Annotated in this window: 19 protein-coding genes; 11 read left to right on the top strand and 8 right to left on the bottom strand. The window is 49.2% G+C overall.

From position 1 onward, the window contains the following. The first annotated feature begins 30 nt into the window (after positions 1-30). Together FB479_RS27265 and FB479_RS27260 are read left to right on the top strand one after the other, a co-directional pair. Entirely contained in the window at positions 31-810 is a 780-nt protein-coding gene (locus FB479_RS27265; RefSeq protein WP_106653852.1) for a helix-turn-helix domain-containing protein, read from the top strand. Positions 811-1,015: 205 nt separating this feature from the next. Further along, complete coding sequence (locus FB479_RS27260) at positions 1,016-2,209, top strand: MFS transporter (RefSeq protein WP_142067361.1); 1,194 nt, start codon at positions 1,016-1,018, stop codon at positions 2,207-2,209. Here the strand turns inward: FB479_RS27260 and FB479_RS27255 are convergent. Further along, positions 2,178-3,134: a helix-turn-helix transcriptional regulator gene (locus tag FB479_RS27255; protein WP_106653854.1), complete on the bottom strand. Its 957-nt coding sequence runs from the start codon at positions 3,132-3,134 to the stop codon at positions 2,178-2,180. The genes FB479_RS27260 and FB479_RS27255 overlap by 32 nt on opposite strands. A gap of 121 nt (positions 3,135-3,255) precedes the next feature. Between FB479_RS27255 and FB479_RS27250 the strand changes: the two genes are divergently transcribed. Next, positions 3,256-4,131: an SDR family oxidoreductase gene (locus tag FB479_RS27250; protein WP_142067360.1), complete on the top strand. Its 876-nt coding sequence runs from the start codon at positions 3,256-3,258 to the stop codon at positions 4,129-4,131. 58 nt (positions 4,132-4,189) lie between these two features. On the opposite strand, the gene FB479_RS27245 is transcribed toward FB479_RS27250, so the two are convergent. From FB479_RS27245 to FB479_RS27215, 7 genes are all read right to left on the bottom strand, one after another. Then, positions 4,190-5,833, bottom strand: a complete 1,644-nt coding sequence (locus tag FB479_RS27245; RefSeq protein ID WP_142067359.1) for a 2-hydroxyglutaryl-CoA dehydratase — start codon at positions 5,831-5,833, stop codon at positions 4,190-4,192. 31 nt (positions 5,834-5,864) lie between these two features. Further along, positions 5,865-9,368: a BadF/BadG/BcrA/BcrD ATPase family protein gene (locus tag FB479_RS27240; RefSeq protein ID WP_142067358.1), complete on the bottom strand. Its 3,504-nt coding sequence runs from the start codon at positions 9,366-9,368 to the stop codon at positions 5,865-5,867. A 167-nt stretch (positions 9,369-9,535) separates the two neighbouring features. Continuing rightward, positions 9,536-10,048 (bottom strand): YhcN/YlaJ family sporulation lipoprotein, encoded by a 513-nt coding sequence (locus FB479_RS27235; RefSeq protein WP_142067357.1) that lies wholly within the window; start codon positions 10,046-10,048, stop codon positions 9,536-9,538. 226 nt (positions 10,049-10,274) lie between these two features. Beyond that, positions 10,275-11,510: a benzoate/H(+) symporter BenE family transporter gene (locus FB479_RS27230; RefSeq protein WP_142067356.1), complete on the bottom strand. Its 1,236-nt coding sequence runs from the start codon at positions 11,508-11,510 to the stop codon at positions 10,275-10,277. 35 nt (positions 11,511-11,545) lie between these two features. Then, positions 11,546-12,982, bottom strand: a complete 1,437-nt coding sequence (locus FB479_RS27225; RefSeq protein WP_142067355.1) for a sigma-54-dependent transcriptional regulator — start codon at positions 12,980-12,982, stop codon at positions 11,546-11,548. After that, positions 12,951-14,264, bottom strand: coding sequence for a sensor histidine kinase (locus tag FB479_RS27220; RefSeq protein ID WP_106653861.1), 1,314 nt, complete (start codon positions 14,262-14,264; stop codon positions 12,951-12,953). The genes FB479_RS27225 and FB479_RS27220 overlap by 32 nt, the downstream gene beginning before the upstream one ends. A 10-nt stretch (positions 14,265-14,274) precedes the next feature. Beyond that, the gene (locus FB479_RS27215) at positions 14,275-15,423 is read right to left on the bottom strand and encodes an iron-containing alcohol dehydrogenase (RefSeq protein WP_142067354.1); all 1,149 of its coding nucleotides are present in this window, start codon (positions 15,421-15,423) and stop codon (positions 14,275-14,277) included. Positions 15,424-15,682: 259 nt separating this feature from the next. On the opposite strand from FB479_RS27215, the gene adhP reads away from it, so the two are divergent. The 8 genes from adhP (at position 15,683) to FB479_RS27180 (ending at position 23,027) form a co-directional block, all read left to right on the top strand. Then, complete coding sequence (gene adhP, locus FB479_RS27210; RefSeq protein WP_142067353.1) at positions 15,683-16,696, top strand: alcohol dehydrogenase AdhP; 1,014 nt, start codon at positions 15,683-15,685, stop codon at positions 16,694-16,696. 318 nt (positions 16,697-17,014) lie between these two features. Beyond that, a complete protein-coding gene (locus FB479_RS27205; protein ID WP_106653864.1) occupies positions 17,015-17,395 on the top strand; it encodes a hypothetical protein in 381 nt (126 codons plus the stop codon). A 563-nt stretch (positions 17,396-17,958) separates the two neighbouring features. Continuing rightward, the gene (locus tag FB479_RS27200) at positions 17,959-19,242 is read left to right on the top strand and encodes a helix-turn-helix domain-containing protein (RefSeq protein ID WP_106653865.1); all 1,284 of its coding nucleotides are present in this window, start codon (positions 17,959-17,961) and stop codon (positions 19,240-19,242) included. Between the two features lie 3 nt (positions 19,243-19,245). Further along, complete coding sequence (locus FB479_RS31105) at positions 19,246-19,368, top strand: hypothetical protein (protein WP_255438721.1); 123 nt, start codon at positions 19,246-19,248, stop codon at positions 19,366-19,368. A gap of 193 nt (positions 19,369-19,561) precedes the next feature. After that, a complete protein-coding gene (locus tag FB479_RS27195) occupies positions 19,562-19,879 on the top strand; it encodes an HD domain-containing protein (protein WP_142067352.1) in 318 nt (105 codons plus the stop codon). 117 nt (positions 19,880-19,996) lie between these two features. Further along, complete coding sequence (locus FB479_RS27190; RefSeq protein WP_106653867.1) at positions 19,997-20,470, top strand: tripartite tricarboxylate transporter TctB family protein; 474 nt, start codon at positions 19,997-19,999, stop codon at positions 20,468-20,470. An 18-nt stretch (positions 20,471-20,488) separates the two neighbouring features. Further along, entirely contained in the window at positions 20,489-22,015 is a 1,527-nt protein-coding gene (locus FB479_RS27185; RefSeq protein ID WP_142067351.1) for a tripartite tricarboxylate transporter permease, read from the top strand. Continuing rightward, a complete protein-coding gene (locus tag FB479_RS27180) occupies positions 22,005-23,027 on the top strand; it encodes a tripartite tricarboxylate transporter substrate binding protein (protein ID WP_142067350.1) in 1,023 nt (340 codons plus the stop codon). Before FB479_RS27185 ends, FB479_RS27180 begins: the two co-directional genes overlap by 11 nt. Positions 23,028-23,057: the final 30 nt, after the last annotated feature.

The raw sequence follows: 23,057 nt of genomic DNA, 5'->3' as shown, positions 1-23,057 counted from the left end.
GTGCAGAAGAAGGAGGGAGCGGCTCGATTGATGGACAGGTATACTGAAATTGACGAAGTGATTGCTTATATACATCGGCATTTAGACGAGCCTTTACCACTTTCCCGGCTGGCGAATCATGTTGCGTATAGTCAGTATCATTTTGCGCGGATTTTTAAAGAAAGAATCGGGCTCCCGCCACTTTATTACGTATCGACCATGCGACTCCAACGGGCAAAGGATTTACTGCTACGCACGAATATGAGTGTTCGCGACATCGGTCTGGAAATTGGTCAGCAGAGCTTGGGGACGTTCTCCACCCGTTTTACAGAGCGTGTCGGGGTATCGCCTAGCGAATTTCGAGAAACGGCGCAGCTAGCGGAAGACCGTCTCCGTTCCTTGCAGCAGCTGACAGAGTGGACTCGGTTACATCCGGCCCCCGAGCGACCGATGACCATTGCAGGAACAATCGAGTCCACAGAGCCTTTTCAAGGCGTCATTTTGATTGGATTGTTTGCCAAGCCGATTCCAGAAGGTCTTCCTTTATACGGAACATTGCTTCCCTCACTAGGCAATTTTTGTTTTACCAATGTCAAACCGGGCACGTATTACTTGATGGCGACGTCTGTTGCCTGGGGCATGCAGGCGATGGATTTTCTCTTGCCGTACGAGACATTGCGCACACGTTCCAAGAAACCAATCATTGTCACACCAACTACGATCGTCCCTCATCAGCAAGTAACTCTTCATGTGCCTCATCCGGACGACCCTCCCATCTTGATTTCTCTTTCTTTGCTCATGAACAGATTCATTCAGCGGCTTCCTCAATAAAAAAAAAATAGTCTCTTGTTATTCGGCGGTCTTACGAATCATCGGACTGCCTTTTCGTCATGGTCTGGTTAGAATGGAGCTTCTTGGGAAAGGCTACTATCACAATAGTCGAACTTTTTTCTGCGAGCAGGATATTGGACGAAAAAGCGAAATGATAACTAGGCGCAAATATCATGCGCAAAAGAAAGGAAAGCAGGGAACGAGAATGTCAAAGCCTTACAAAAAAGTTTTTTGGGCAGCCGGTTTTGGCTGGATGTTCGATGCCATGGATGTTGCACTTTTATCTTTTATTATGGTGGCATTACGACAGGAATGGGGTTTGACAGGGGAAGAGGCCGGGCTGCTAGGAACGGGCAATCTCGTCGGCATGGCGATTGGGGCGATTGCAGGTGGCTATTTGGCTGACCGGATTGGCCGCAAGCCAGTATTTTTGCTGACCTTGGTCTTGTTTGGCTTGGCGAGCTTTGCGAGCGCTTTCGCAACTGGTTTTGCAACCATGCTGCTGTTCCGCTTCCTGATGGGACTCGGCTTGGGTGCTGAGCTGCCGGTAGCCTCGACGCTGGTAAACGAGTTTGCGCCACCGGAGAAGCGAGGAAGTACGGTTGTGCTGTTGGAGAGCTTTTGGGCGGTCGGTTGGATCGCGGCGGCTGTCATAGCGTATTTCATCATTCCGGACTATGGCTGGCGCGTGGCTGTCATGATCGGAGCGCTGCCTGTCGTGTACGCTTTGTTTGCCCGGAAGAGCATTCCTGAATCTCCGCAGTTTCAAAAGCAAGCCGAGAAGATTCCTGTTGCAAAGCTGTTGACGTCCCATCGCACAGAGACGGTTACGCTGTGGGTTGTCTGGTTCGCAATTGCTTTCTCGTACTACGGCATGTTTTTATGGATGCCATCTGTTTTGGTCGACAAAGGCTTTACGATGATCAAAAGCTTCCAGTACGTACTGATCATGACGTTGGCCCAACTGCCAGGCTATTTCGCGGCAGCCTACCTCGTGGAAAAATGGGGACGGAAATGGACGCTGGCAACCTTCTTGTTCATGACCGGAGTGATGGCCTTTGCTTTTGGACAAAGCAGTGGCACCATGGAGCTGTTGGTGACGGGAGCCTTCTTGTCCTTCTTCAATCTGGGGGCCTGGGGTGCTTTGTACGCGTACACGCCGGAAAATTATCCGACACCGCTGCGCGCTACCGGTTCTGGTATGGCATCCGGCGTCGGAAGAATCGGCAGTATTATCGCGCCGTATCTCGTCGGTTACTACTCGTCGCATCATTACAGCTACACATTCATTTTTAGTATGTTTACCGCAGTGCTGATCGTGGGAACAATCGTCCTGCTCGTTTGCGGACGAGAAACAAAAGTCCTTGCTAATTCTGGCCCTCATACAGGCGAAGTATAGCATGCGCCTGCTCTGCGACCTCACGTTTCAGCTCTTGTGGCTCCAACACTTGAATGTGCGGGCCGAAGCTGAGCACCAGCGAACATGCTGACGCAAGTGTATGAAATTCAACCTCTGCTTCCATCCAGTCGTCTGCTGCGGCTTGGGTGGAAGCTATTTTTATATAACGCTCCTGTTTTACAGCTGGCAACGTCTCTTTTTTGACGAGTAACCGCGCAGGATAACGTGGGAGGCTGGATTTGAAGTCCAAGGTGGATTGTTCCCAATAGGAAGCGAGATCGAAATCACTTGGGCGGATGAAGCCATCATCTAACAGCTGTGCATCCAAAAGTCGTGAAATCCGGTACGTCCGCATGTCCTCGTCCACTTTGGCGACCAAATACCAGATGCTGCGCTTGGCGACGAGTCCGAACGGGCAGACAATGCGTTCAACTGTCACATCTTCGCGCATGTAACGAATGAACAGCTTGCGGGAAAGCCATACGGCATCTTGAACCACCGATAAGAACGGAAACGTCTCCGTCGATTCATGCCAGCCAGCCCCATCGATATGAAGGAGTTGGCGTACGTGGATGGCGTCCTGCTGAACGGTTTTTGGCAGTGCGGACAGCAGTTTGAGAAAAGCAGCTTCATAGTTTTCATGGAGTCCGAGATCATTCAACAAGGCAGCAGGGGAGGCTACGAGCAGTGATTGCAGCTCATCTATTTTCATTCCGGTCAAATTACTGCGATAGCCTTCTGCCAAAGCCCAGCCCCCATCTGCACCGCGCAGCGCATAGACGGGAACACCCGACGCACTCAAAGCTTCCATATCACGATGAACGGTTCGCTCGGACACCTCCAGCCTTTCTGCTAATTGCTTGGAAGTCATGCGACCGTGGTTTTGCAAGAGCAACAAGATCGTAAGGAGTCGATCTGCCCGCATAATAAGCCCTCCTAGAAATAAAAACAAAATTACTTTGATTGTATCGTAACGAATATGACAGCGGTTGTCATATTTACTTCGTTATTCTTGATGCATGAATCGATATAAGGAGGCATTACGAATGAAACCATTACAAGGCAAAGTAGCGGTGGTAGCAGGCGGCACAAGAGGGGCAGGACGGGGCATCGCCGTCAGTCTGGGAGAAGCAGGGGCGACGGTATATGTAACGGGACGCACGGTGCGTGGTCAGCACTCTGATATGGCACGACAGGAGACGATCGAAGAGACAGCAGAGCTCGTGACGGCAAGCGGGGGAATCGGGATCGCTGTGCGAGTCGATCATACGCAGGAAGAAGAGGTAAAAGCGTTCTTTGCGCGAGTAAAGGCGGAGCAAAATGGACAGCTCGATCTTTTGGTCAATGACATCTGGGGTGGAGATCCGTTGACTCACTGGGGAACGCCGTTCTGGGAGCAGCCATTGGCAGACGGCCTATTGATGCAAGAGCGCGCCATTCGCACGCATATGATCACCAGTCACTATGCGGTTCCGCTCATGGTGGCACAGAAAAAAGGGTTGATCATCGAGATTACGGACGGAATCGACTATCGGTACCGCGGCAATCTGTACTACAGCTTGGCAAAAATCTCGACGATTCATTTGGCTGCGTCGATGGCAGAGGACCTGCGCCCACACGGGGTTACCGCATTGGCTCTAACGCCGGGCTTCCTACGCTCGGAAGCGATGCTCGATCATTTTGGCGTGACAGAAGAGACGTGGAGAGAGGCAGTGAAGCAAGATAAGCACTTCATCATGTCGGAAACACCTGCGTACATCGGTCGAGCAGTGGTTGCGCTTGCTTCGGACCCGGCTGTCGCAGAAAAAACGGGGAAAACAGTCAGTACATGGGGCTTGTCGGACGAGTATCCTTTTACGGATAGAGACGGTAGCCGCCCGCATTGGGGAAATTACGCCGAGAAACAAGGACTTTACCGGTAAGAACATACAAAACGGCTCCTTCGAATCAGTTCGAAAGAGCCGTTTTTCCTTAAAAGTTTTATACCCCTTTTACTTCCTCCTTGTTTCGTCGGAGTGAATACCAGTTCATAAAACCGCGCATGCCATATACCATGTTTGCCGCCGTACAAGCCACGACATGACGGCTTTTTCGCAATGGATGGGTACTTGTTGAAATGCTAGCGCTCCGAAGCTGCTCAACCGTGATGTCTTTTTTGGTTAAAGCATCGTCAAACTCCTTTTGCGCAGCTTGTTTTGCTTTAAACAGCATCATCTGTATGCGGCTGTATACGTTGATCGCTCCATCTCCCGTTGTTTCAATCGGAAGGAAGATGGCATCGGGGTATTTTTCAGTAATCAATGATTGAACACCATCGGAGACGCCAGAAGACGGCATACATCCGAATGGCTTGACGGAGAGGGTCATGTTTACTTTCCGTTTGGCGACGTTTAAGATTAGCTTCCCTACTTCCATATGACCTTCTCCACCGCGGACATGGTTGTTGTAGTGTTGGTGGGATACCTCTGCGATCTCGTCCATGTCGGGCAGATGATAACCATTGAGCCCGATCGTCTTCGCGTAGACCTGGAACAGGACTCGAATGGCACGGTCAGCTATAGCCAACATGCGCAGACGTACCACAGGGTTTTTCCCTTCCAAGCCGTAGCGGCCTGAATCTTCTCCACGCAGTCTCATCCGCTTTTGAGTGTCATAGCGTCCTTCCCAAATCAGGAAAAGAATCCACGCGGTAATCGATTGTACTTCCACCTCGGCCCCTTCCTGTTCGAGAAATCGCTGTAGTTGATAGTTGCCGTCACCTTCTGTTGTCATCGCCCAAAACTCGCCGATGATGCTCACCTTCGGCTTGACTTGTGTACGGTCTACCTTGATTGCTTCCAGTTCTTTGCGGCATCTGATCAGCGCGGGAATCAGCCACTTGCGTTGATGCAGGGCATCGTACAAGAACTGCTTGCAGCGTGCGAGAGCGGCATCGGTGGAGCCTGCTTCCACCTCATAGGGACGAATCCGATAAGCGATGGCATTCAAAATATCTCCCAGGAGAACCGCCTTGAGAAAACCGGCAAAAAACGAGGTGTCCAATTTCAGAGCCGACTCGCCGCCTGTTGCCTGTTTCAGACCGTTCTGCTGCTGAAACAAAAGAACGCGAAATCCGTCAAATCCGGCATCACGCAAGGCTTTGCGATACTCCGTGACATAGGTGCCAAAGCGGCATGGGCCGCAAGAACCGCTGGTGATAAACAGGTAGTTGCTCACGATTTCCTCTTTTGATTTTCCTTCGACTTCGCGCAGATGATGCAGATACTTGATCAGATTGCCTACGGTAAAGTACGTCGGGTTGCATTGCCCGCGGTTTCCGAACTCTTTGCCAAACCGAAGTGACTCGGTATCCGGGCAATCCATGTGCTTCACCGTATAGCCCAATCCTTTCAATACTCCCTCAACCAGAAAATCGTGCGCCATGGTAAGTCCACCAAAGAGGATCGTTGTGGTTGCCTTATCTTTCATTAAAAATTGACGCGGTACCGGATCGAACCATTGTGTTCTTTTTGCCTGTTCCAAACCTAACGCAAGTTCCTGTTCTGCTTGAAAGTGAAGCAACTTGCTCTCATCAGTTGAGTGTTTTGTCTCCGATTCGTTGGGAAGCACCTTGCTTGTAGTCATCTGGTGGTTGTCGCTCCTTTTTTCTGGACGTTTAGTTGCCGGTCTGAGAAAGGTTTTTTTGCTCGTAGGAGTTCGTTTGCTCTTTTGTTTGCAAGCTGGAAAGCTCCAGTCGCTTCTGTTCTAAACGCTGTTGCAGTTCCGCCTTTTTCTGGGCCAGATCATGCAAGCGTTCTTCATGGAGTCCCAAGCTATGGGCATAGGTTTTCACGCGAATTTTGATCGACCCGCTTGGCTTGTTGGCATCAATATCGTGCAAGGCGGAGTAAGGCGTCCCTGCCGTCGAAATGATCGAGTCTATAAGCCCGTAGGTAGGCGCATCATGTCCGCATTTAAAGCTGGATAAGTCAAGTACGGCCACATTGGGATGACGGGCGGCAAATTTGGATGCCCATACTTTTTGCACAGAATTGGAACTGAAGTTTTCCGGCCACACGTCACTGACCTCTAATGCATACTCCACACGTCCGCTCTCCAGATCGTCTTGGAAAAAGCGGTGCAGCCACTCTTCATCTTTCGGAATGGAGCGCATGGAGAGAATCGGATAACCCAATACTTGAAACTCTTCCAAAACACCATGATTCATGCCAGGATCGGAATGATAGGGACGGCCGATCATCAGAATCGCGAGCCGATTATCCGCTTCCACCTGTTCCAGTATCATTTTTCCTCTTTCCTGCATCTCGGCATCAAACAGATTCATCGCGATCCAGCCCTGCTGCACGGCAAAATCGCTTTCATCCTCTGTCATTTGCAAAAAGTCTTTGAACGCTTCATACAACTGTTTTTTCATCAAATTCAGCTCGGTGAAGGTAACGGCTGGATCGAGATAGGTGACTCCTCTCGTCTCAAAGAAGTTGACTTCTTTTGTAAAGGCGGCCTTAATCACGTTAGGTGCTCCTGCTACAATGGGACAGCTTGATGAATCCATTACATTTTGCAGATGCGTCGGGATATGGGTGATGCATGGGAAAAAGATGGAGTCAAGCGGCTTTTTCTCATGGTGCTTAAACAGCAAATTGTGGATATGGGCTTGCGCCACCTTAGACGGGTAGCAAGGGTCGATAGAACCGTACTTTCCGCCTTCTTGCCACATTTCTTCACTGGTAAAGTCACTGAAAACAATATTGTTTTTATCTACACCCAGCGTTTCGAAGTAGGTGCGCCAAAAAGGGGCGGTGGACCAAATATTAAGCACGCGGGGAATCCCGATGCGTATCTGGTTTCTTCGTTCCATTGCCGCCGGGGCAGAGCGTTGGAATGGACGTTGATAGGAAGCCTTCCGCGTGCCCCCCCATCCTAACCAGCTTCGTTTGAACCGAACATCCTCTACTAGTGTATCCGTTTGGGGGAGCGGCTCTGGGTCGTAAAAGTGCTGATACATGCGTACGGCTTCATATTCCACCAAATTCGGATAGTGCTTCTTCAGCTCTTGTCGCTTCTTGGTGAGCTGGATCACGGCTTCCTTGTCCTCCACCGTTCCTTTCTCACAGCTAAAACCGGAGATATACCTGGCCGTTTGCCCATCCGGTGTCTCGGAATCGATAAACGTACGGCTGCAATGGTTCGGGCAGAATGTACAGCGAGTAGATTCATCGTTACGGCTCAAATAGGACAGGTTAATCGCTGATTCAAGACCCAAAAAGGTAGAATAGCCGCGGCGCTTGACCACACGCAGCGTTTCCATCGCGGCGCCGATTGCTCCCGCTTCTCCTGGATGGGGATGAACATAAACTTCTGCATCAGGAACGCGCTGCTTGATGTAATCGACTTGTGCTTTTACCGCAGCGAGATTATATTGCGTGCCGCCTTGCAGAACGAACTTGCGTCCCAGTTCAGACATGCGAGGGATTTGCACGACATATTGCCAAACGTTTTTCGGCAAAACCAAAGCGAGGCCGGCCAACAGCTCTTCCTTCGAATAGCCTTCCTTTTGGAAATTGACACGGTCGGCATCGAGAAAAACGGCACATCCGTATGAGAAGGTAGGGGAAAGGTCAGCTTGGAAAGCTGTATCCGCATATTCTTGAACGGGAATGCCGAACTGGTCTGCCATCGCTTGCAACAACATTCCGTTTCCTGCAGAGCATTGGTTAGACAGTCTGAAATTGCGGATGTCTCCATTTTTCATGAAGAGGACCTTGATATCTTGTCCACCGATGTCGCAAATAACATCGACATCGCCAAATTGGTTGACAGCACTCATCATATGAGCAACGGTTTCGACAATGTTGACATCCGCCTTCAATGTTTTTTCCAGAACATCGGCAGCATAGCCTGTGGCCCCGAAGCCGATGATCTCTAATTCGGCTCCTTGCTCACTCACCCTGTCTCGAAGCCTCTTCAGCATTTCCTTTGTATCTTCCAAGGGATTGCCCTTTGATAATTGGTACTCCTTCAGTAAGATGGTTCCGCTATCATCGACGAGAACCGCTTTGGATGAAGTAGAGCCGCCATCGAGACCGATTACGGCGCGTACCTTTTGTCCCGGCGTGAAGCTCGCAGATGTAAATGTGGGTATGCTGTACATTCTGCGGAATTCTTCCTGTTCGGTTTCCGAACGCATAAGCGGGGGGCCTGCCTTCTCACCCAGTTTTGCCTTCCGACCGTTCGCGATAAATTCCTTCAGTCCTTCCAAACCCGTGTAATTGCCAACGCCAGCCGGCTCATGCATTCCGTAAATGACGGCACCGTAAGCGGCGTAGTACTGGGAATTGTCAGGAACAAAGATCAGTTCTTCTATCGGGATGTCTCGAGGATATTCGTATCCGCGCTCTTGCCAGGTCTGCGGAATCCGTTTTCGCCAGCATTCTTGAAGGAAGGGCAAGTATGTATTAGGACCGCCTAGTAAAAGGACACGGTGGCGCAACGTATTGCCGCGGGTGAGAACGGAGAGATTTTGCATCACAATCGCATCGGCAAGGGAGCACATGATTTCAGCGGAGGGAATTCCGCTTTTTACCAGATTGACAATGTCTGTTTCCGCAAACACACCGCATTTGGCTGCCACATGGTGCAGTTTGGAATCATCAAAATGCAGTCGGCCCACTTCATCCATCGGCATGCCCGCTTTTATCATGCACTTGTCAATCGTGGCACCCGTGCCAGATGCGCATTTGTCATTCATGGACGTAAGGGCTTGCTTGTTGCCTGTCTCCTCGTTTTCCTTAAAAATAATGATTTTGGCGTCCTGTCCTCCCAGTTCGATGACACTCCCTACATCGGGATGAAGTTGTTCCACGGCCATCGTGACAGCATTCACTTCTTGAACAAACTTCGCTCCGATGTGCTCAGCAATCGGACCTGCGCCAGAGCCTGTAATAAATACACGAATGTTTTTTTGAGGAATGTGAGGAAACTGATTTCCAATGGCAACCAATAGCTCCAGAACCTTTTCCGCCTGCTTTGTATGGTGCCGTTGATAATCTGACCACAGAATTTCTTTGTTGTTCGGGTTTACCACTGTCGCTTTGACGGTTGTCGAGCCGACATCAATGCCGAGAATGACAGAATCTAACCATTGATCTGTGCTGTCCATATCATCATTCCTTCTCCAAATTCTTCTAATACATTATTCGAATAATGGAAGCAACATATACAACATGGTTACAGTGTTAAATGGAAGTGTTGAGATTGATATAAAAAACGCCGGTATCCTGTACGTTAAGGAATACCGGCAAGGATTCATTTGTAAAGACCGGTTCGTTATCGGGCGTTTGGAAAAACCCGTTGGACCATCTCGTTAAATTCTTCAAAAAAGCCAGCAGCCGGTCTTCCTTGTCCTACATCTGTCACATACCGATTGACACTATCAACAAATTCCGGATTGGTGGACACATACACGTTTTGAATGTTTGGATCGGCTGCGCGGACTTGCTTGGAGATCTGATCTTCGAGCTCTTGGGTGAGTTGACCTTGATTCGTATTCACTGCAGCAGCTACATAGGCGTTTCTTTGTGTAACCAGCACATTCGCTTGCGTCACACCGTTTATTTTTGTAATTTTTTCTGCCGCCTGATTGGCAATTTGAATGCGATTATTCAAATTACCCTGCGGTTGAGCTTGGTTTTGCAGTTGATTTTGATTTTGCTGTTGATTTTGGTTTTGTTGTTGATTTTGAGCTTGCTGTGTTTGAGCCCCTGGTTGTTGGCCTTGGTTATTGTTCAGGCAGCCAGCCATCATTATGGAAATGATGAATAGCCATGTCATTCTTTTCATGATTGTGCGTCACTCCTTCCAGCAATATGCCCTTATTATGGTTTCATGCTTCGTATCCCATTCGCCAAATTCATTGATTAACTTCGGCACAAACGGTTTAGGGCGTACTGAAAACTGTTAGGAGTTGAGCCAAGATGGGGCGAACAACAAAAAGAGCAGGAAGCCATCTAAGGTTCCTGCCCTGGTTTAACTTGTAGCATGATGCATCGTTGGAACACACCTTTATTTAAGCCAACGGCTGCGTATTCTTCTTTTTCACAAACCAGCTTTTCACATTGCCATTCAAAATCAGATGAGTGATTACCCCTGCAATCAAGCCCCAGAAGGCAGCGCCGATCCCGCCAATGGAAATACCGGAAATCGTGACGAGAAATGTAACCAAGGCGCATTCCCGTTCTTTCGCTTCGCTCATCGCCTGTGCGAGGCTGGAACTAAGTGAAGCAAACAGAGCCAAGCCAGCAATGACGGCGATCAATTCTTTGGGCAAGGCAGCGAATACCGAAGCCATCGTAGCGCCAAACATCCCGAAGATTAAGTAGAAGCCCCCGCAGGCAATCCCGGCAATGTAGCGCTTGGTATGATCCGGATGAGCTTCTTTTCCCGTGCAAATGGCAGCTGTAATCGCCGCCAGATTGATTCCCGGTGAACCAAAAGGAGCAAGCAAGAGCGAAGCGATGCCAGTAGTCGTTACGAGCAGTCCAGCAGGTGTATCGTACCCGTCTGCTTTTAAGACGCTAATTCCTGGAGCGTTCTGAGAGGCAAGCGCGACGATGCACAATGGAATTCCCAAGCCGATGATCGCATCGAGAGAAAACGTCGGCATCGTAAAGACGGGCTGGACGAGGGACATCTGGACATTGTCCATTTGCAAACGCCCCAAAAGAAAGGCGACAACCAAGCCAACCAAAAGCGTAAGCACGACAGCATACCGTGGGGACCAGCGCTTGGCGAACAGATAGCAAAAGATCATCGGCAGAGCCAATACAGGCAGGTGCTGCATGGAAACAAAGACCTCTACGCCAAAAGACAGAAGAATCCCCGCGAGCATGGCGGTCGTAATCGACTGCGGGACGTATTTCATCAAGACGGAAAACAAACCGGAAACACCGACGAGTGTGATGACCACGGCCGAAAAAATATACGCGCCAATTGCGTCGGGAAAAGAGTATACCGTCAAGCTGGTGACTAACAGAACTGCCCCTGGCGTCGACCAAGCAGTGATGATCGGGGTGCGAAACCAGATGCTGAGCACAATGCACGTCAAGCCGCTCCCAATCGAGATGGCCCAAATCCAAGAGGCGAGGACAGCATCGCTGAGTCCGGCACCTTTAGCAGCTTGAAAGACGATCAGCAATGGTCCTGCATAGGAGACCATCGTGGCGATAAGTCCAACAATAACGGCAGATAGAGAGAAGTCAGCAGGGATTTTTTTCAGGGTCGAGAAAGGTTTTTCGGGAACCACGACGTGAATGCCTCCTAGATGCGCCAATGCAGACGTTATGCTTTTTCATTCAAAATGTAGCGAATCGTCCGTTTGGTGATGTTTAATTTTTTGCTTAAAAGCTGTCTGTTTCCATTCGTTTCGGTCAAGCCCTTTTCGATAATCGTTCGCCCGATCTCGCCTTCGAGTTGCTTGATACGTTTGATCAAATAATCGAAGTCGATCCCGTCTACAGAGGTGACAAGGCGGAGTATCGTATCGACAAAACGCTCGCATTCGTGATCGATGACCTGCTCGATCCGTTTGGGGACAGTGGGTGGATGCACCTGTACCGTGCGGCTTCGCAAATTCGCTGGCAAATGCTCGGCACGCAGTCGTTCGCATTCGTGCAAGGCGATGGTTTGATTCAGAACGTTGATCAGCTGGCGGACATTACCGGGCCAATCATAGCGCTGCAAGAGCTCGATGGCATCTTGGTCGATTTCGCACGGCCCTCCACTGCGCTTTTGCAAGTAGTAGTGCGCGATGGTGGGGATATCCTGAATCCGTTCGCGAAGAGGAGGAATCGACAGCTTGATCCCTTCCAGACGATACAACAGGTCACTGCGGAAACGATTCATCTCGACTTCATGCTCCAAATCGCGATTGGTGGCAGAAATAAAGCGAATATTGCTCTGACCGATCTGCTCGCCACCGACGCGCATGAACTCTCCCGTCTCTAGCGTACGCAAGAGCTTCACTTGGATGGAAGGGGGAGCCTCCCCGATCTCGTCAAGAAACAGCGTTCCGTTATGTGCCAGCTCGAATAGGCCTTTGCGAGATTTGAGGGCTCCGGTAAAAGCGCCCTTTTCATAGCCGAACAGCTCACTTTCCAGCAAGGATTCCGGGACTGCCCCGCAGTTAAAAGCGACAAAAGGCTGCTGGGCGCGATTGCTTGCTCCGTGGAGAAAACGGGCCATCAGCTCCTTGCCCGTACCCGTCTCGCCTTCAATGAGCACATGGATCGCCTTTTTTGCTAATTTTTTGGCAATTGCGGTCACATTGGCCATCGGACTGTCAGATGAATACACGATACCATATTGGGCGGCTTCTTGGGATAGGTGATCGCTTTGTTTGCTGGCAGAGGAGAGCACCGCGTCGATGACTTGCTCCAGACTGTCCAGATCGTCGAACGGCTTCTCCAAGTAATCGCGCGCGCCCCATTGCATCGCTGTCACAGCCGATTTAATCGTACTGAAGCCCGTCATGATCAAGACTTCGCAGGCGGGAAATACGGCCTTGATCTGTTTGAGCAGCGTCAATCCGTCGGCATCAGGCAGCTTCAGGTCCACGAGTGCAGCGTGAAAGCCGGTAGAATCCGAGCGAAGCAGCCGTTCCACGTCCTTGCCAGAATTGGCGACGATAATATCGCAGTCTTTTTTCTTAAGAAAATAGGTGAAAAAGGTAGTCACTTCTGTTTCATCATCCACGATCAAAATCCGTTTTTTCTCCATCGTTGTCCTCCTCGTCAGCTAACAGTGGCAAAAGCATCGTAAACTTGCTGTACTCTCCCTCCACGCTTTCAGCAAACAGCTTCCCGCCGTGTGCTTCTGCAATTCCAAGACTGACGGAAAGCCCGAGACCAGTCCCTTTTGTCCGTTCCTTCGTCGAGAAGAAGGGCTGAAAAATCTGCGAAAGCTGTTCTGCACAAATCCCTGTGCCGTTATCGTAAACGGATAACCCTACGTAAGAGCTATTGTCCTCTGGTACGAGGAAGGAACGGATAACGATGTGTGGAGATTCCCTGCCTGCCACAGCGTCCCGTGCATTTAACAGGAGATTGATCACAATTTGCTCGATCTGATGACGACTTCCATGAAACAGCAGAGGAGGCTCGGACATTTCCCGGGTTATGGTCAAGCCGGAAACAGACAGCTGGTAGCCAATCAGCCCGAGCACGTCCTCTACGACCTCGTCAATAGAGGTAGTAGAAAACAAGTACTCTTCCTGCCGTGAGAAGGTGAGCAGGTTTTGAATGATCTTTTTGCAGCGTACCCCGCATTGATAGATGTCTTTCATCAAAGGGGCCTCTGGGGCATCTGTCATCTCGCGCATGAGCAATTGAGAGTTTCCGAGGATGGCCGTGAGCGGACTGTTCAGCTCATGGGCAATGCCCGCAGCCATCTCGCCAATCGCCGCCATTTTTGCGGATTGAATCAGTTGGGCTTCGATTTTGATCTTTTCATTCACGTCTTGAAAAAGCAGGCTGTTTTCTACGACGACACCGACATGGCTGGCGACGAGCTGGATCAATTCGGCTTCGTCTCGATCTGCCAGCTGCTTTGTTTGGCGTAAGAGCGTCAGAAAACCAAAGGTCTGATTCAATTGGCTGCGCAGCGGAACAGAGGTAGCGTGATGCTCAGGCAGCACTTCGGCAAGGGTAAGGTGAACCTGCCCGGTGAGCACAGGGGCTTCCACTGAAACGGTCTGTGTCAGCGTATGGCATTGCCAATCCCCGTCCTTCCACTTGGCGAGATAGGAGGAGAGCATGCCTCCCTTCACAATGGTCAGGGCAAAATGCTCGAACGCGAGAATTTGCGAGAGCTGTGCGGCGATATAACTGGTTGTTTGTTGCCAGGTGGCGTTGATCTGAATTTGTGTGAGCTGGTTAATGACGGCGAGCTGCTTGTTTTTCTTTTTCATCTCCTCGATCAGATAGACGAGCTCACTGTAATAGCTTTTTCGCGAGGATTGAATCCCGGTCAATTTTTCCAAAATCTCTTGTTTGGTATGCATGACGAACCTCCTACAAGGCTTGGCGAAACAGCGTTGCGACATCATGGACGGTCATGTCGCGGGGATTGGTCGTCATGCACACGTCCAGTACGGCGAGCGAACTGAGTAGGTCAATTTGCTCTGGATGCAGCCCGATGGCGGACAACGATTGGGGCACCTCCAGATCGCTTACCAGCTCCTTGACCGCTTTGAGTGTGAGACGAGAGGCGGCATGTGTGCTCAAGCCCGCCGTGTTTTCCCCGAGGCATTCAGCAATTTGCCTGTATTTTTCCGGTGCCGCGATATAGTTGTACTCGAGCACATGGGGGAGCAGGATGGCATTCACCTCGCCATGCGGAGCGTCGAGGAATCCCCCAAGCTGATGGGACATGGCATGCACAGCACCGAGTATGGCGTTGGAAAAAGCGATTCCGGCTTGAAGGCTCGCCATGGCCATCGCTTGCTTGGCCTCTGTATTGTATTGACTGGCGACAGATGGGCGCAAATGCTGGGCGATGAGACGCATGGCTTGCAGCGAATGCACCTCGGTCAGCGGCGTCGCGGCGAGCGAAATATACGATTCAATGGCATGTGTCAGCACATCTATACCTGTATTGGCAGTGAGCAGCTTGTCCTTGGTCATCAAGGTTTGCGGGTCGATGATCGCGATATCGGGTATGAGCGATTTGGAGATGATCGCCATTTTCACCTTGCGTGTACTGTCCACAATAATGGAAAATTGCGAAACCTCCGAACCGGAGCCCGCTGTCGTTGGTACCATCACCATGGGAGGAAGGGGATGCTGGATATTATCGACGCCTTCGTATTGGACGATGCTGCCCTCGTTGGTAGCCAACAAAGCGATTGCCTTGGCTGCATCGATCGCACTGCCTCCGCCAACACCGAGAATGGCATTGCACTCCTTGGCGCGATATTCGGCAATCCCGGCATGAATTTCGTAATCTTTCGGATTGGCTGTCACGTTGGTCCATAGATGGTAGTCGAGCTTTTGCTGCTGCAAGTAAGAAATGATTCGCTCGATCCAGCCAGCGCTTGCCACACCAGGATCACTGACAAGAAAGACGCGAGAAGCTCCCAATCGGCGCAAGCTTTCCCCTACCTGGCCGAGAGACTGGTTCCCGAAAATGATTTCCGGCGTCATGAACTTGGATATTTGCATGCGTACTCCCCCTTTTTCCACTACGTAGTAATACCGCAGGCAAGGATGAATACCCTTTTTCGGCCAAAAGGTTGGCAAGTGGGCCGATTTTTCGGCTCATGTGCCGCAATATCGGCTGCACGGAAGACGAGGAGTGGCATCATTTCTGCTTTTTAAAGCGCTTTCATATTGGCACATTGCTTGCAATTAGTAGGAGGCGGGAAGAATACCTGCCCTTTGCGCACATGCCTGAAGGGGAAAAAAGAGGAGGAAGGTCAAGATGAAAGCAGCAGTAGTCAACGAATTCCATCAAAAGCTGGAAGTAAAGGAAGTCGCTATTCCAGAAGTCGGGCACGGTGAGGTTCTGGTAAAAATCAAGACGTGCGGTGTCTGCCATACGGACCTGCATGCGGCACATGGGGATTGGCCTGTGAAGCCAAAGCTGCCTTTGATTCCTGGGCATGAGGGCGTAGGTGTTGTCGAAAAGCTGGGGGAAGGCGTTACCTCACTGAAAATTGGAGATCGTGTAGGAATTCCGTGGTTATTCTCCGCTTGCGGCGAATGCGACTACTGCCTCACTGGCTGGGAGACATTGTGCTTGCAGCAGTTAAACGGGGGTTATTCCGCTGACGGCGCTTATGCCGAATATTGCGTAGCACCTGCTGCTTACGTAGCGCGCATTCCTGACGATCTGGGCGATGTGGAAGCAGCACCGATTCTGTGCGCAGGGGTAACCACTTATAAAGCATTGAAGGTAGCAAACGTAAAGCCGGGTGAATGGGTGGCGATCTACGGCATCGGCGGCTTGGGACATGTGGCTCTCCAATATGCCAAGGCGATGGGCTACAACGTCGTAGCGGTCGATATTCACAAGGAAAAGCTGGACTTGGCAAAAGAACTAGGGGCAGATGTGACAGTAAACGGCAGTGAGGTTGATCCCGTACAAGCAATTCAAGAGCAGGTAGGCGGTGTCCACGGTGCAATCAGTGTGGCAGTCACTAAAAAAGCGTTTGAACAAGCGTACAAATCCGTTCGACGCGGCGGTTCTCTTGTCGTTGTTGGCTTGCCGAATGCTGAGTTGCCGATACCGATTTTTGACACGGTGTTGAATGGCGTGACGGTGAAAGGCTCCATCGTGGGGACGCGCAAGGATATGCAAGAAGCGCTTGATTTTGCAGCACGCGGCAAGGTTCGCGCGATCATCGAGACGCAGCCGCTTGATCAGATTAACGAAGTGTTGGAGCGTTTGGAAAAAGGTCAAATCAATGGTCGGGTTGTTTTGACGATGGAGTAGTAGAAGGATAGGTGAAGCTGTTGTCGGGCTATGCTTTCTCGAGCATTGTCCTGGCGACAGCTTATTTGTTTGGATAAATGAAAGAGGTTGTGGCAGAGGTTCACAGGACCACAACAGTCGGAAGACAACAAATGCTAGAAAGCATATACTTATCTCAACCTTCTGTCAAAACATTGGTCAGCAGATGAGGTAATGACCGCTATTTATGAAGTGTGTGCTGACGCAATCTTTGGCATTAAAATTGAAATGTGGCTAGACAAAGAGGGAAGGATTACTACAGCTTACCCCATTTATGAACCATAATCTGGGAGGATCCTTGTGATACCTTACAAAATTTTTTTCGATGAAAAAGCTGATAAACTACGAATCTGCTTACCGGAACACCTCTCCTTAGTGGAAGAGTATTTGGAGGGACAGGTTAGATCGGAACTCTCAAAAAACTTAATCTTAGATAGGATACAACGAGTTGTTTCCGGGGAAGAAGAAGTATCAGAAGGGACAGGGAATTTATACAGTTCCGAAATACGGAGGGATTATACTCGGATTTATAACTCATACGTTGAGGAACAGCTAGAAGCGGGTATAGATACTGGCGAGGAATTGGAGTCGATCATTGAAACAAAGTATTTTGCAGAGCTCGTTACGATTTGGATGGATGCTCTAAATGCGTATAGACAACAACGTGATTCTAAGAAATGATTGAAAGAACGGATAGTATTAAAGAAGACAGAAGTAGATAGCCATAAAAAGCCGCTTGTTTGGTTAAGCGGCTTTTTCGTAAATGCCTTCATGTACGCATAATATGATTGCTGTTGATCTATACCCATACCAATACTTGGGTGTTATGACAGTGAATTATTGATGAGTGTAGTTTCATATCAGGTCATTCTTAACCAAATTATGTTTGACATGAAATTAATTCGTTAGTACAACATAAAATAATTTAGTAACATTTAATAAACCAATTGCTAGGCTTGCATAAAGGCTTTATCCACTCGATTTTGATGAAGCCATGGAACTTTCCCGATCACTTCATGGTCCAAATCTTCTCCACTCAATTGGAAATAAATAAGTGATAATTGCCTTATGGACTCCTAGTAATAGTATTGCCCACTCTAAAGAGATAGTTTTCCATTTTCTCCTTCCTTCACTCTAGTAAAAAGTGTAATCTATTTAAAAAATGATTCAAATCGATTATATCATTCGTGGTTTATTGTGCTATCATATCCATAAAAAGGAATCATCAGGAGGGTGTATTTGCTGTGATTTCAGAGGGAAAGACCTTTGGGGGCATATTACGAGCATATCGAAATAGAGCAAACTTAACACTGACTGAGTTATCAGAAAGAACAGGTGTAGCTTCTGGAACCATTAGTAAGATAGAATCCGATGCACTTACTTTACCAAATATGCAGCATGTCTTGAAACTGGCAAAAGTACTGGATATTCCACTTTATACAGCGATCGTACCCTATTTACATAAAATTAAGCGTGAAGCGACACTTCAGTTTCTATTAGAGGCTGTGATGCAACAGAAGAATGTGGTTCTTACCCACAAAGTAGCTTTGCAATTGCTGAATTGTCCCAAAAGCAATACATTTCTTACTTTAGACTATCTGTATCAAACCGCAGGAACGGAAGTGGATGAAGAACTGCGCTTGGCTCTTTATGACGTGATCTGTAACTACTCACGTGAGCATGGAATTCCTTTGTATCTGGCAAGATCGCTTTTCCAACGATACATGATTCGACGTGAAAATTTAAGTGAGCTAGATCAAACCTATGTAGAGGGCAAGGAGCTATTGCACTATACGTCCTATCTGCATATCAATGAGCGAATTCTGGCCTACTATAAATTTTCCTTCCATGCATTGCGTCTTGGATTCTATTCAGATTGCATCCATCTGTGTAAACAAGGACTTGAAATCGACCATAGTCAGAGTGAGCAAAAAGCAGCAGCCATTCTTGCGATCATCATTTCCTATTTTGAGCTGGAAGACTACACATTGGGACATTTTTATCTGGAGAGATACGAAATGTTCGATTATCCCGAAGTACATAAACATGCCAGACATATTCGGGGGAAACTATACGGAAAGACAGGGAAATTTGATAAGGCCATTCCGGTATTACAAGAGTGTCTTGCGCAACAAGCACAAGATGACAAGATTGTGATCGCGAATGATTTGCTGGAGATTTATATACAGGTAGGAGAAGTAAAGAAAATTCGTGAACTATTTTTGGCAGAAGCATCTATTTTGCCAGAGAATTTAACTACTCCGAATCAATACAATCAAATGGGACTGTATTTCCGAACGAAGGGCATCTTTTACATTCAACAAAGCGAAGTAGACTTAGGAATCGATAGTCTTGTGGAAAGCGTGAATTACTATCGCGCAATCAATGAGATAAAACAAGCAGATAAAAGTCTTAGCGTTCTTTTTGAATTCTATGTGTCACAGAAAAAAAATCTTCCTGTAGATATACTCCATAAATTGGTAAACGTGTATAATGGAAGTAATCATAGATCCAAACAGGAGGTATAGGTCATGAAGAAATGGATATTGTCTTTGTGTATGTTAACCGCCTTCGTTACATTACCAGTTTTAGTAGAACAACCAGCCAAGCAAACAAATTCGATTATACAATACGGCTGGCCGGAGCCTTGGTAATCATCTTTTTTCTCTGACAGTAGAAATATAAGCAACATACTGAACCATACAATCAATGCCCTCCAATTGGAGGGCATTTCTTATACGTACAAAACTGACCACAACAGTCGGAAGACAACAATTTCACTTGAGTAATTCGTTATAATTAATTATAACTAGTTATATATAGTTATAACTAGTGTGGGGGTAGCGAATGCAGATGGTGACAACGACGATGGTCAATTCGCAAAAATTATGGATGGTGGTTAAGCGGATGGAGCCTCATTTGATCCGCAATCAGGCCAATATGGAGAAGCTTTTGAAAATGCTGATGATCCACGATGTCTCCTCCGAGTCTGCAAAACGGGAAACGACCCAGCAGCAGGATGGTTCCTCCTTTTGCGGACTGCGAATAGACGATGTTTCGAACTACGATATCAAAGAGCTTTGGAGCGAGTTCGAAAGCAATGAGACGTATGAAGCGAAGGTCGCCCATGCCATTATTCGTCTGATCGACCAAATCGAAATCTAGATGACTACCATATGCTTTGTCCCGTGCGGACTGGGTATGGTAGTTTTTTTCTGTTTTCGCACACAATGGGCGCATGAGCCATAGGCTGATGGTAGCTTTTTTGCTGAGGTGATACACATGAGACGCCCGGATAATCAGCCAGATTTTATCGGTGCCCTTCTAAGTATGATCCTTGGAGTCTTCATATCGTTCGAGGCCTATCGTCTGGAGGCATTTTCGACGTCGTTGTACGTAGGGGATCACACGCTGCCTGCGATTCTCGGCTTATTGTTTTTCATGCTCGGAGGTGTGCTGCTGGTCCAATCATTCCGTGTGACGGAGGAAGTCTCTTCCCCAAATCCCGGACCGCCTCTTCCTGGAAAAAGGCTGCGCCTGCTGCTTTGCTTTTTATTCCTGTTGCTGTATGTCTGGCTGCTCGGCGCGATCGGTTACACAATGGCTACGCTCTTTGTCTCCTTTGCCTTTTTTATACTGATCGGCAGCTATAGGTGGCGTACGTCCATCGTGTACTCGGTCCTTTTGACAGGGGGGCTGTATGTGGTGTTCATCTACTCGCTGCATATCACACTGCCTGGAGGAGATTTGTTTTAGAGCAAGCATGATAAGGAGGTGCTGATCATCGAGACGTTCCAACTATTACTGGCTGGTTTTACTTCAGCCCTCACGCCGGAGCATTTGCTCATGGCAGCACTCGGCGCTCTTATTGGCACCTTTGTAGGTGTATTACCAGGTCTCGGTCCCACTTCTGCCATCGCGATTCTGCTTCCGGTGACAGCCGTGTTGGAGCCGACACAAGGCATGATCATGCTGGCAGGTATTTATTACGGTGCCATGTACGGTGGCTCGACGACAGCGATTCTACTCAACATCCCGGGGGAGCTATCGTCAGTCCCCACTTGTCTGGATGGCTATCCGCTCGCGAAAAAAGGGAGAGGGGGGCCGGCATTAGGGATATCCGCAGTGGCTTCGTTCGGTGCAGGGGTACTGGGGGTAATCGGCCTCGTCTTTTTCGCTCCCATTTTGGCAGATCAAGCGCTAAAATTCGGACCGCCTGAATATTTTGCGCTGATGATTTTGGCTCTCACGGTGATGGTCAGTTTATCAGGAGGATCATTGGTCAAATCGTTTTTGATGGGGGCATTCGGCTATTCGCTCGCTCTTGTCGGGCTGGGACCATCCTCTGGCATGCCACGCTTTGATTACGGCGTCCCCGCATTGGTTGGCGGTTTTGACATGATTAGCATCATCATCGGGTTGTTTGCGATTACAGAAGTCCTCAAAGGGATTGATGAAAAACGTACAGCTACTCTGATTGGCAAGCCAGGCAGTGTCTACCCGAAAAAGGAAGACTTGAGAGCAAGTGCCGGGCCCATGCTGAGGGGTGGGATTGTCGGCTTTTTTCTTGGATTGCTGCCGGGCTGCTCCGCTGCGATCACGTCGTTTTTGGCATACGATATGGAGAAAAAACTATCGAAGCATCCCGAGAAGTTCGGTCAGGGAACGATCGAAGGGGTGGCGGCACCAGAAGCAGCGAATAATGCGACCAGCAGTGCGGGCTTCATCCCGCTGTTTTCGCTCGGGATTCCTTCTTCACCGCCACTGGCGATTTTGTTGGCAGGCTTGATGATCTACGGATTGACGCCCGGCCCTGTTTTGTTTGAACAAAATGCGAGCTTTGTCTGGACGGTCATCGCCTCGATGTTTGTGGGGAATGCGATGCTTCTCGTGCTGAACCTCCCGATGGTATGGGTGTGGGTCAAATTGACGAGGGTGCCATATGGCATCATGGCTCCGATCATCCTGATGTTCTGCACGATTGGGGCATACAGTGTGCGGAACAGCATGTTTGATGTGTGGGTAGCGTTTCTGTTTGGCGGACTTGGGTATGTTTTTTCCAAATATAAATGGCCAGTTGTTCCGTTGGTTTTGTGCTTCATTCTGGGACCTCTTCTGGAAGAATCATTCATTCAAACGATGGCGATGGGCTCGGGTGATCTCAGCATTGTTTTGTTTCGGCCTTTATCGTTGACCATCTTGCTGGCAGCAGGAGCACTTTTGATCATCTCCATGATGTTGAACCGCCGGACACAGCAACGGCTGAAAGAAGAGCGAGACCGGGGAGTAGATGTCGCGTAGGGAGGAAGAGTCATTGAGAGGGTATAAAAAATGGGCGGCTGTCATGATGTCGTTGCTTTTGGCGGCAGCCGTTAGCGCATGTGGAAATCAAGGGACAGTCGAGTCGGCCTATCCATCGAAGCAGGTGGAGTATATTGTGCCGTATTCTGCCGGGGGAGGAGTCGATCTCGTGGCCAGAGCGGCAGCAGATTATTTGAGTAAGGAATGGGGGCAGCCCATCGTCGTCGTCAACAAGGCGGGAGGTGGTGGGGCAGTAGGAGCGGAGTATGCTTTAAAGCAAGCCAAAAATGATGGTTACACAGCGCTTGCTGTCAATGTATCCAATACGACGATGCTCGCTGCTGGGATGAAAACACCGCCGATTACAAACGAGGATCAAGTCTATACAGCCAGGATTGGCAAAGGAACGCTTGCTTTTGCAGTAAAAGCCGACGCGCCTTGGAAAGATTTCGCTGAATTTTCCGCGTGGGTGCGCGCGAATCCGGAGCAGTTAACGTGGACTTCTGTAGGGCCAGCAGGTTTTTCCGCTTTTGGGGTAGCGGAGTGGCTGGATGTGATCGGAGCTGACTTCGCCAAGACGAGAATGATCGTGACGAAAGGCGCCTCCGATTCCGTCCCGAAAGTCGCTGGAGGGCATGCGATTTTAGCGGTACATACAGTGGGGGAGATCATGCCGATGCTGCAAGCGGGCAAGGTCAAAATCCTCGCCGTATCCGGTGACACGCGAAGTCCATTCCTCCCTGACATTCCTACTGCGGAGGAGCAAGGGATTCAAGGGTTGTCGGTTTTCTGGTGGACGGGAGTGTCTTTTGCTAAAGGAACGCCAGAGTTGGTTATCCGCAAATGGGAAGAAGCGATTGCTAAGATGGAGAAGGATCCAGCCTTTTTGCAAAAACTGAGTGAAATCCAAGTGGAGCGGGCATATGCGGCCAGTGAAGCATTTACGAAGGAAACACAGGCGGAAACGACGTACTACTTGGAATTGGCGACCAAGAAGGGCATTCGAAAATAGGGGTAACGAAAGAAAAAAGGGAGAATGGCC

Source organism: Brevibacillus sp. AG162 (assembly GCF_006715575.1).
GTDB classification, from domain to species: Bacteria; Bacillota; Bacilli; order Brevibacillales; family Brevibacillaceae; genus Brevibacillus; species Brevibacillus brevis.
Note: the sequence above shows the minus strand (reverse complement) of the source record. Positions and strands in the feature narration are given on the sequence as shown.

Excerpts from the sequence above, each read along its gene's own strand:
- FB479_RS27265 (WP_106653852.1), top strand. The coding sequence starts at position 31 with ATGGACAGGTATACTGAAATTGACGAAGTGATTGCTTATATACATCGG.
- FB479_RS27260 (WP_142067361.1), top strand. The coding sequence starts at position 1,016 with ATGTCAAAGCCTTACAAAAAAGTTTTTTGGGCAGCCGGTTTTGGCTGG.
- FB479_RS27255 (WP_106653854.1), bottom strand. The coding sequence starts at position 3,134 with ATGCGGGCAGATCGACTCCTTACGATCTTGTTGCTCTTGCAAAACCAC.
- FB479_RS27250 (WP_142067360.1), top strand. The coding sequence starts at position 3,256 with ATGAAACCATTACAAGGCAAAGTAGCGGTGGTAGCAGGCGGCACAAGA.
- FB479_RS27245 (WP_142067359.1), bottom strand. The coding sequence starts at position 5,833 with ATGACTACAAGCAAGGTGCTTCCCAACGAATCGGAGACAAAACACTCA.
- FB479_RS27240 (WP_142067358.1), bottom strand. The coding sequence starts at position 9,368 with ATGGACAGCACAGATCAATGGTTAGATTCTGTCATTCTCGGCATTGAT.
- FB479_RS27235 (WP_142067357.1), bottom strand. The coding sequence starts at position 10,048 with ATGAAAAGAATGACATGGCTATTCATCATTTCCATAATGATGGCTGGC.
- FB479_RS27225 (WP_142067355.1), bottom strand. The coding sequence starts at position 12,982 with ATGGAGAAAAAACGGATTTTGATCGTGGATGATGAAACAGAAGTGACT.
- FB479_RS27220 (WP_106653861.1), bottom strand. The coding sequence starts at position 14,264 with ATGCATACCAAACAAGAGATTTTGGAAAAATTGACCGGGATTCAATCC.
- FB479_RS27215 (WP_142067354.1), bottom strand. The coding sequence starts at position 15,423 with ATGCAAATATCCAAGTTCATGACGCCGGAAATCATTTTCGGGAACCAG.
- adhP (WP_142067353.1), top strand. The coding sequence starts at position 15,683 with ATGAAAGCAGCAGTAGTCAACGAATTCCATCAAAAGCTGGAAGTAAAG.
- FB479_RS31105 (WP_255438721.1), top strand. The coding sequence starts at position 19,246 with ATGAAGAAATGGATATTGTCTTTGTGTATGTTAACCGCCTTCGTTACA.
- FB479_RS27195 (WP_142067352.1), top strand. The coding sequence starts at position 19,562 with ATGCAGATGGTGACAACGACGATGGTCAATTCGCAAAAATTATGGATG.
- FB479_RS27190 (WP_106653867.1), top strand. The coding sequence starts at position 19,997 with ATGAGACGCCCGGATAATCAGCCAGATTTTATCGGTGCCCTTCTAAGT.
- FB479_RS27180 (WP_142067350.1), top strand. The coding sequence starts at position 22,005 with ATGTCGCGTAGGGAGGAAGAGTCATTGAGAGGGTATAAAAAATGGGCG.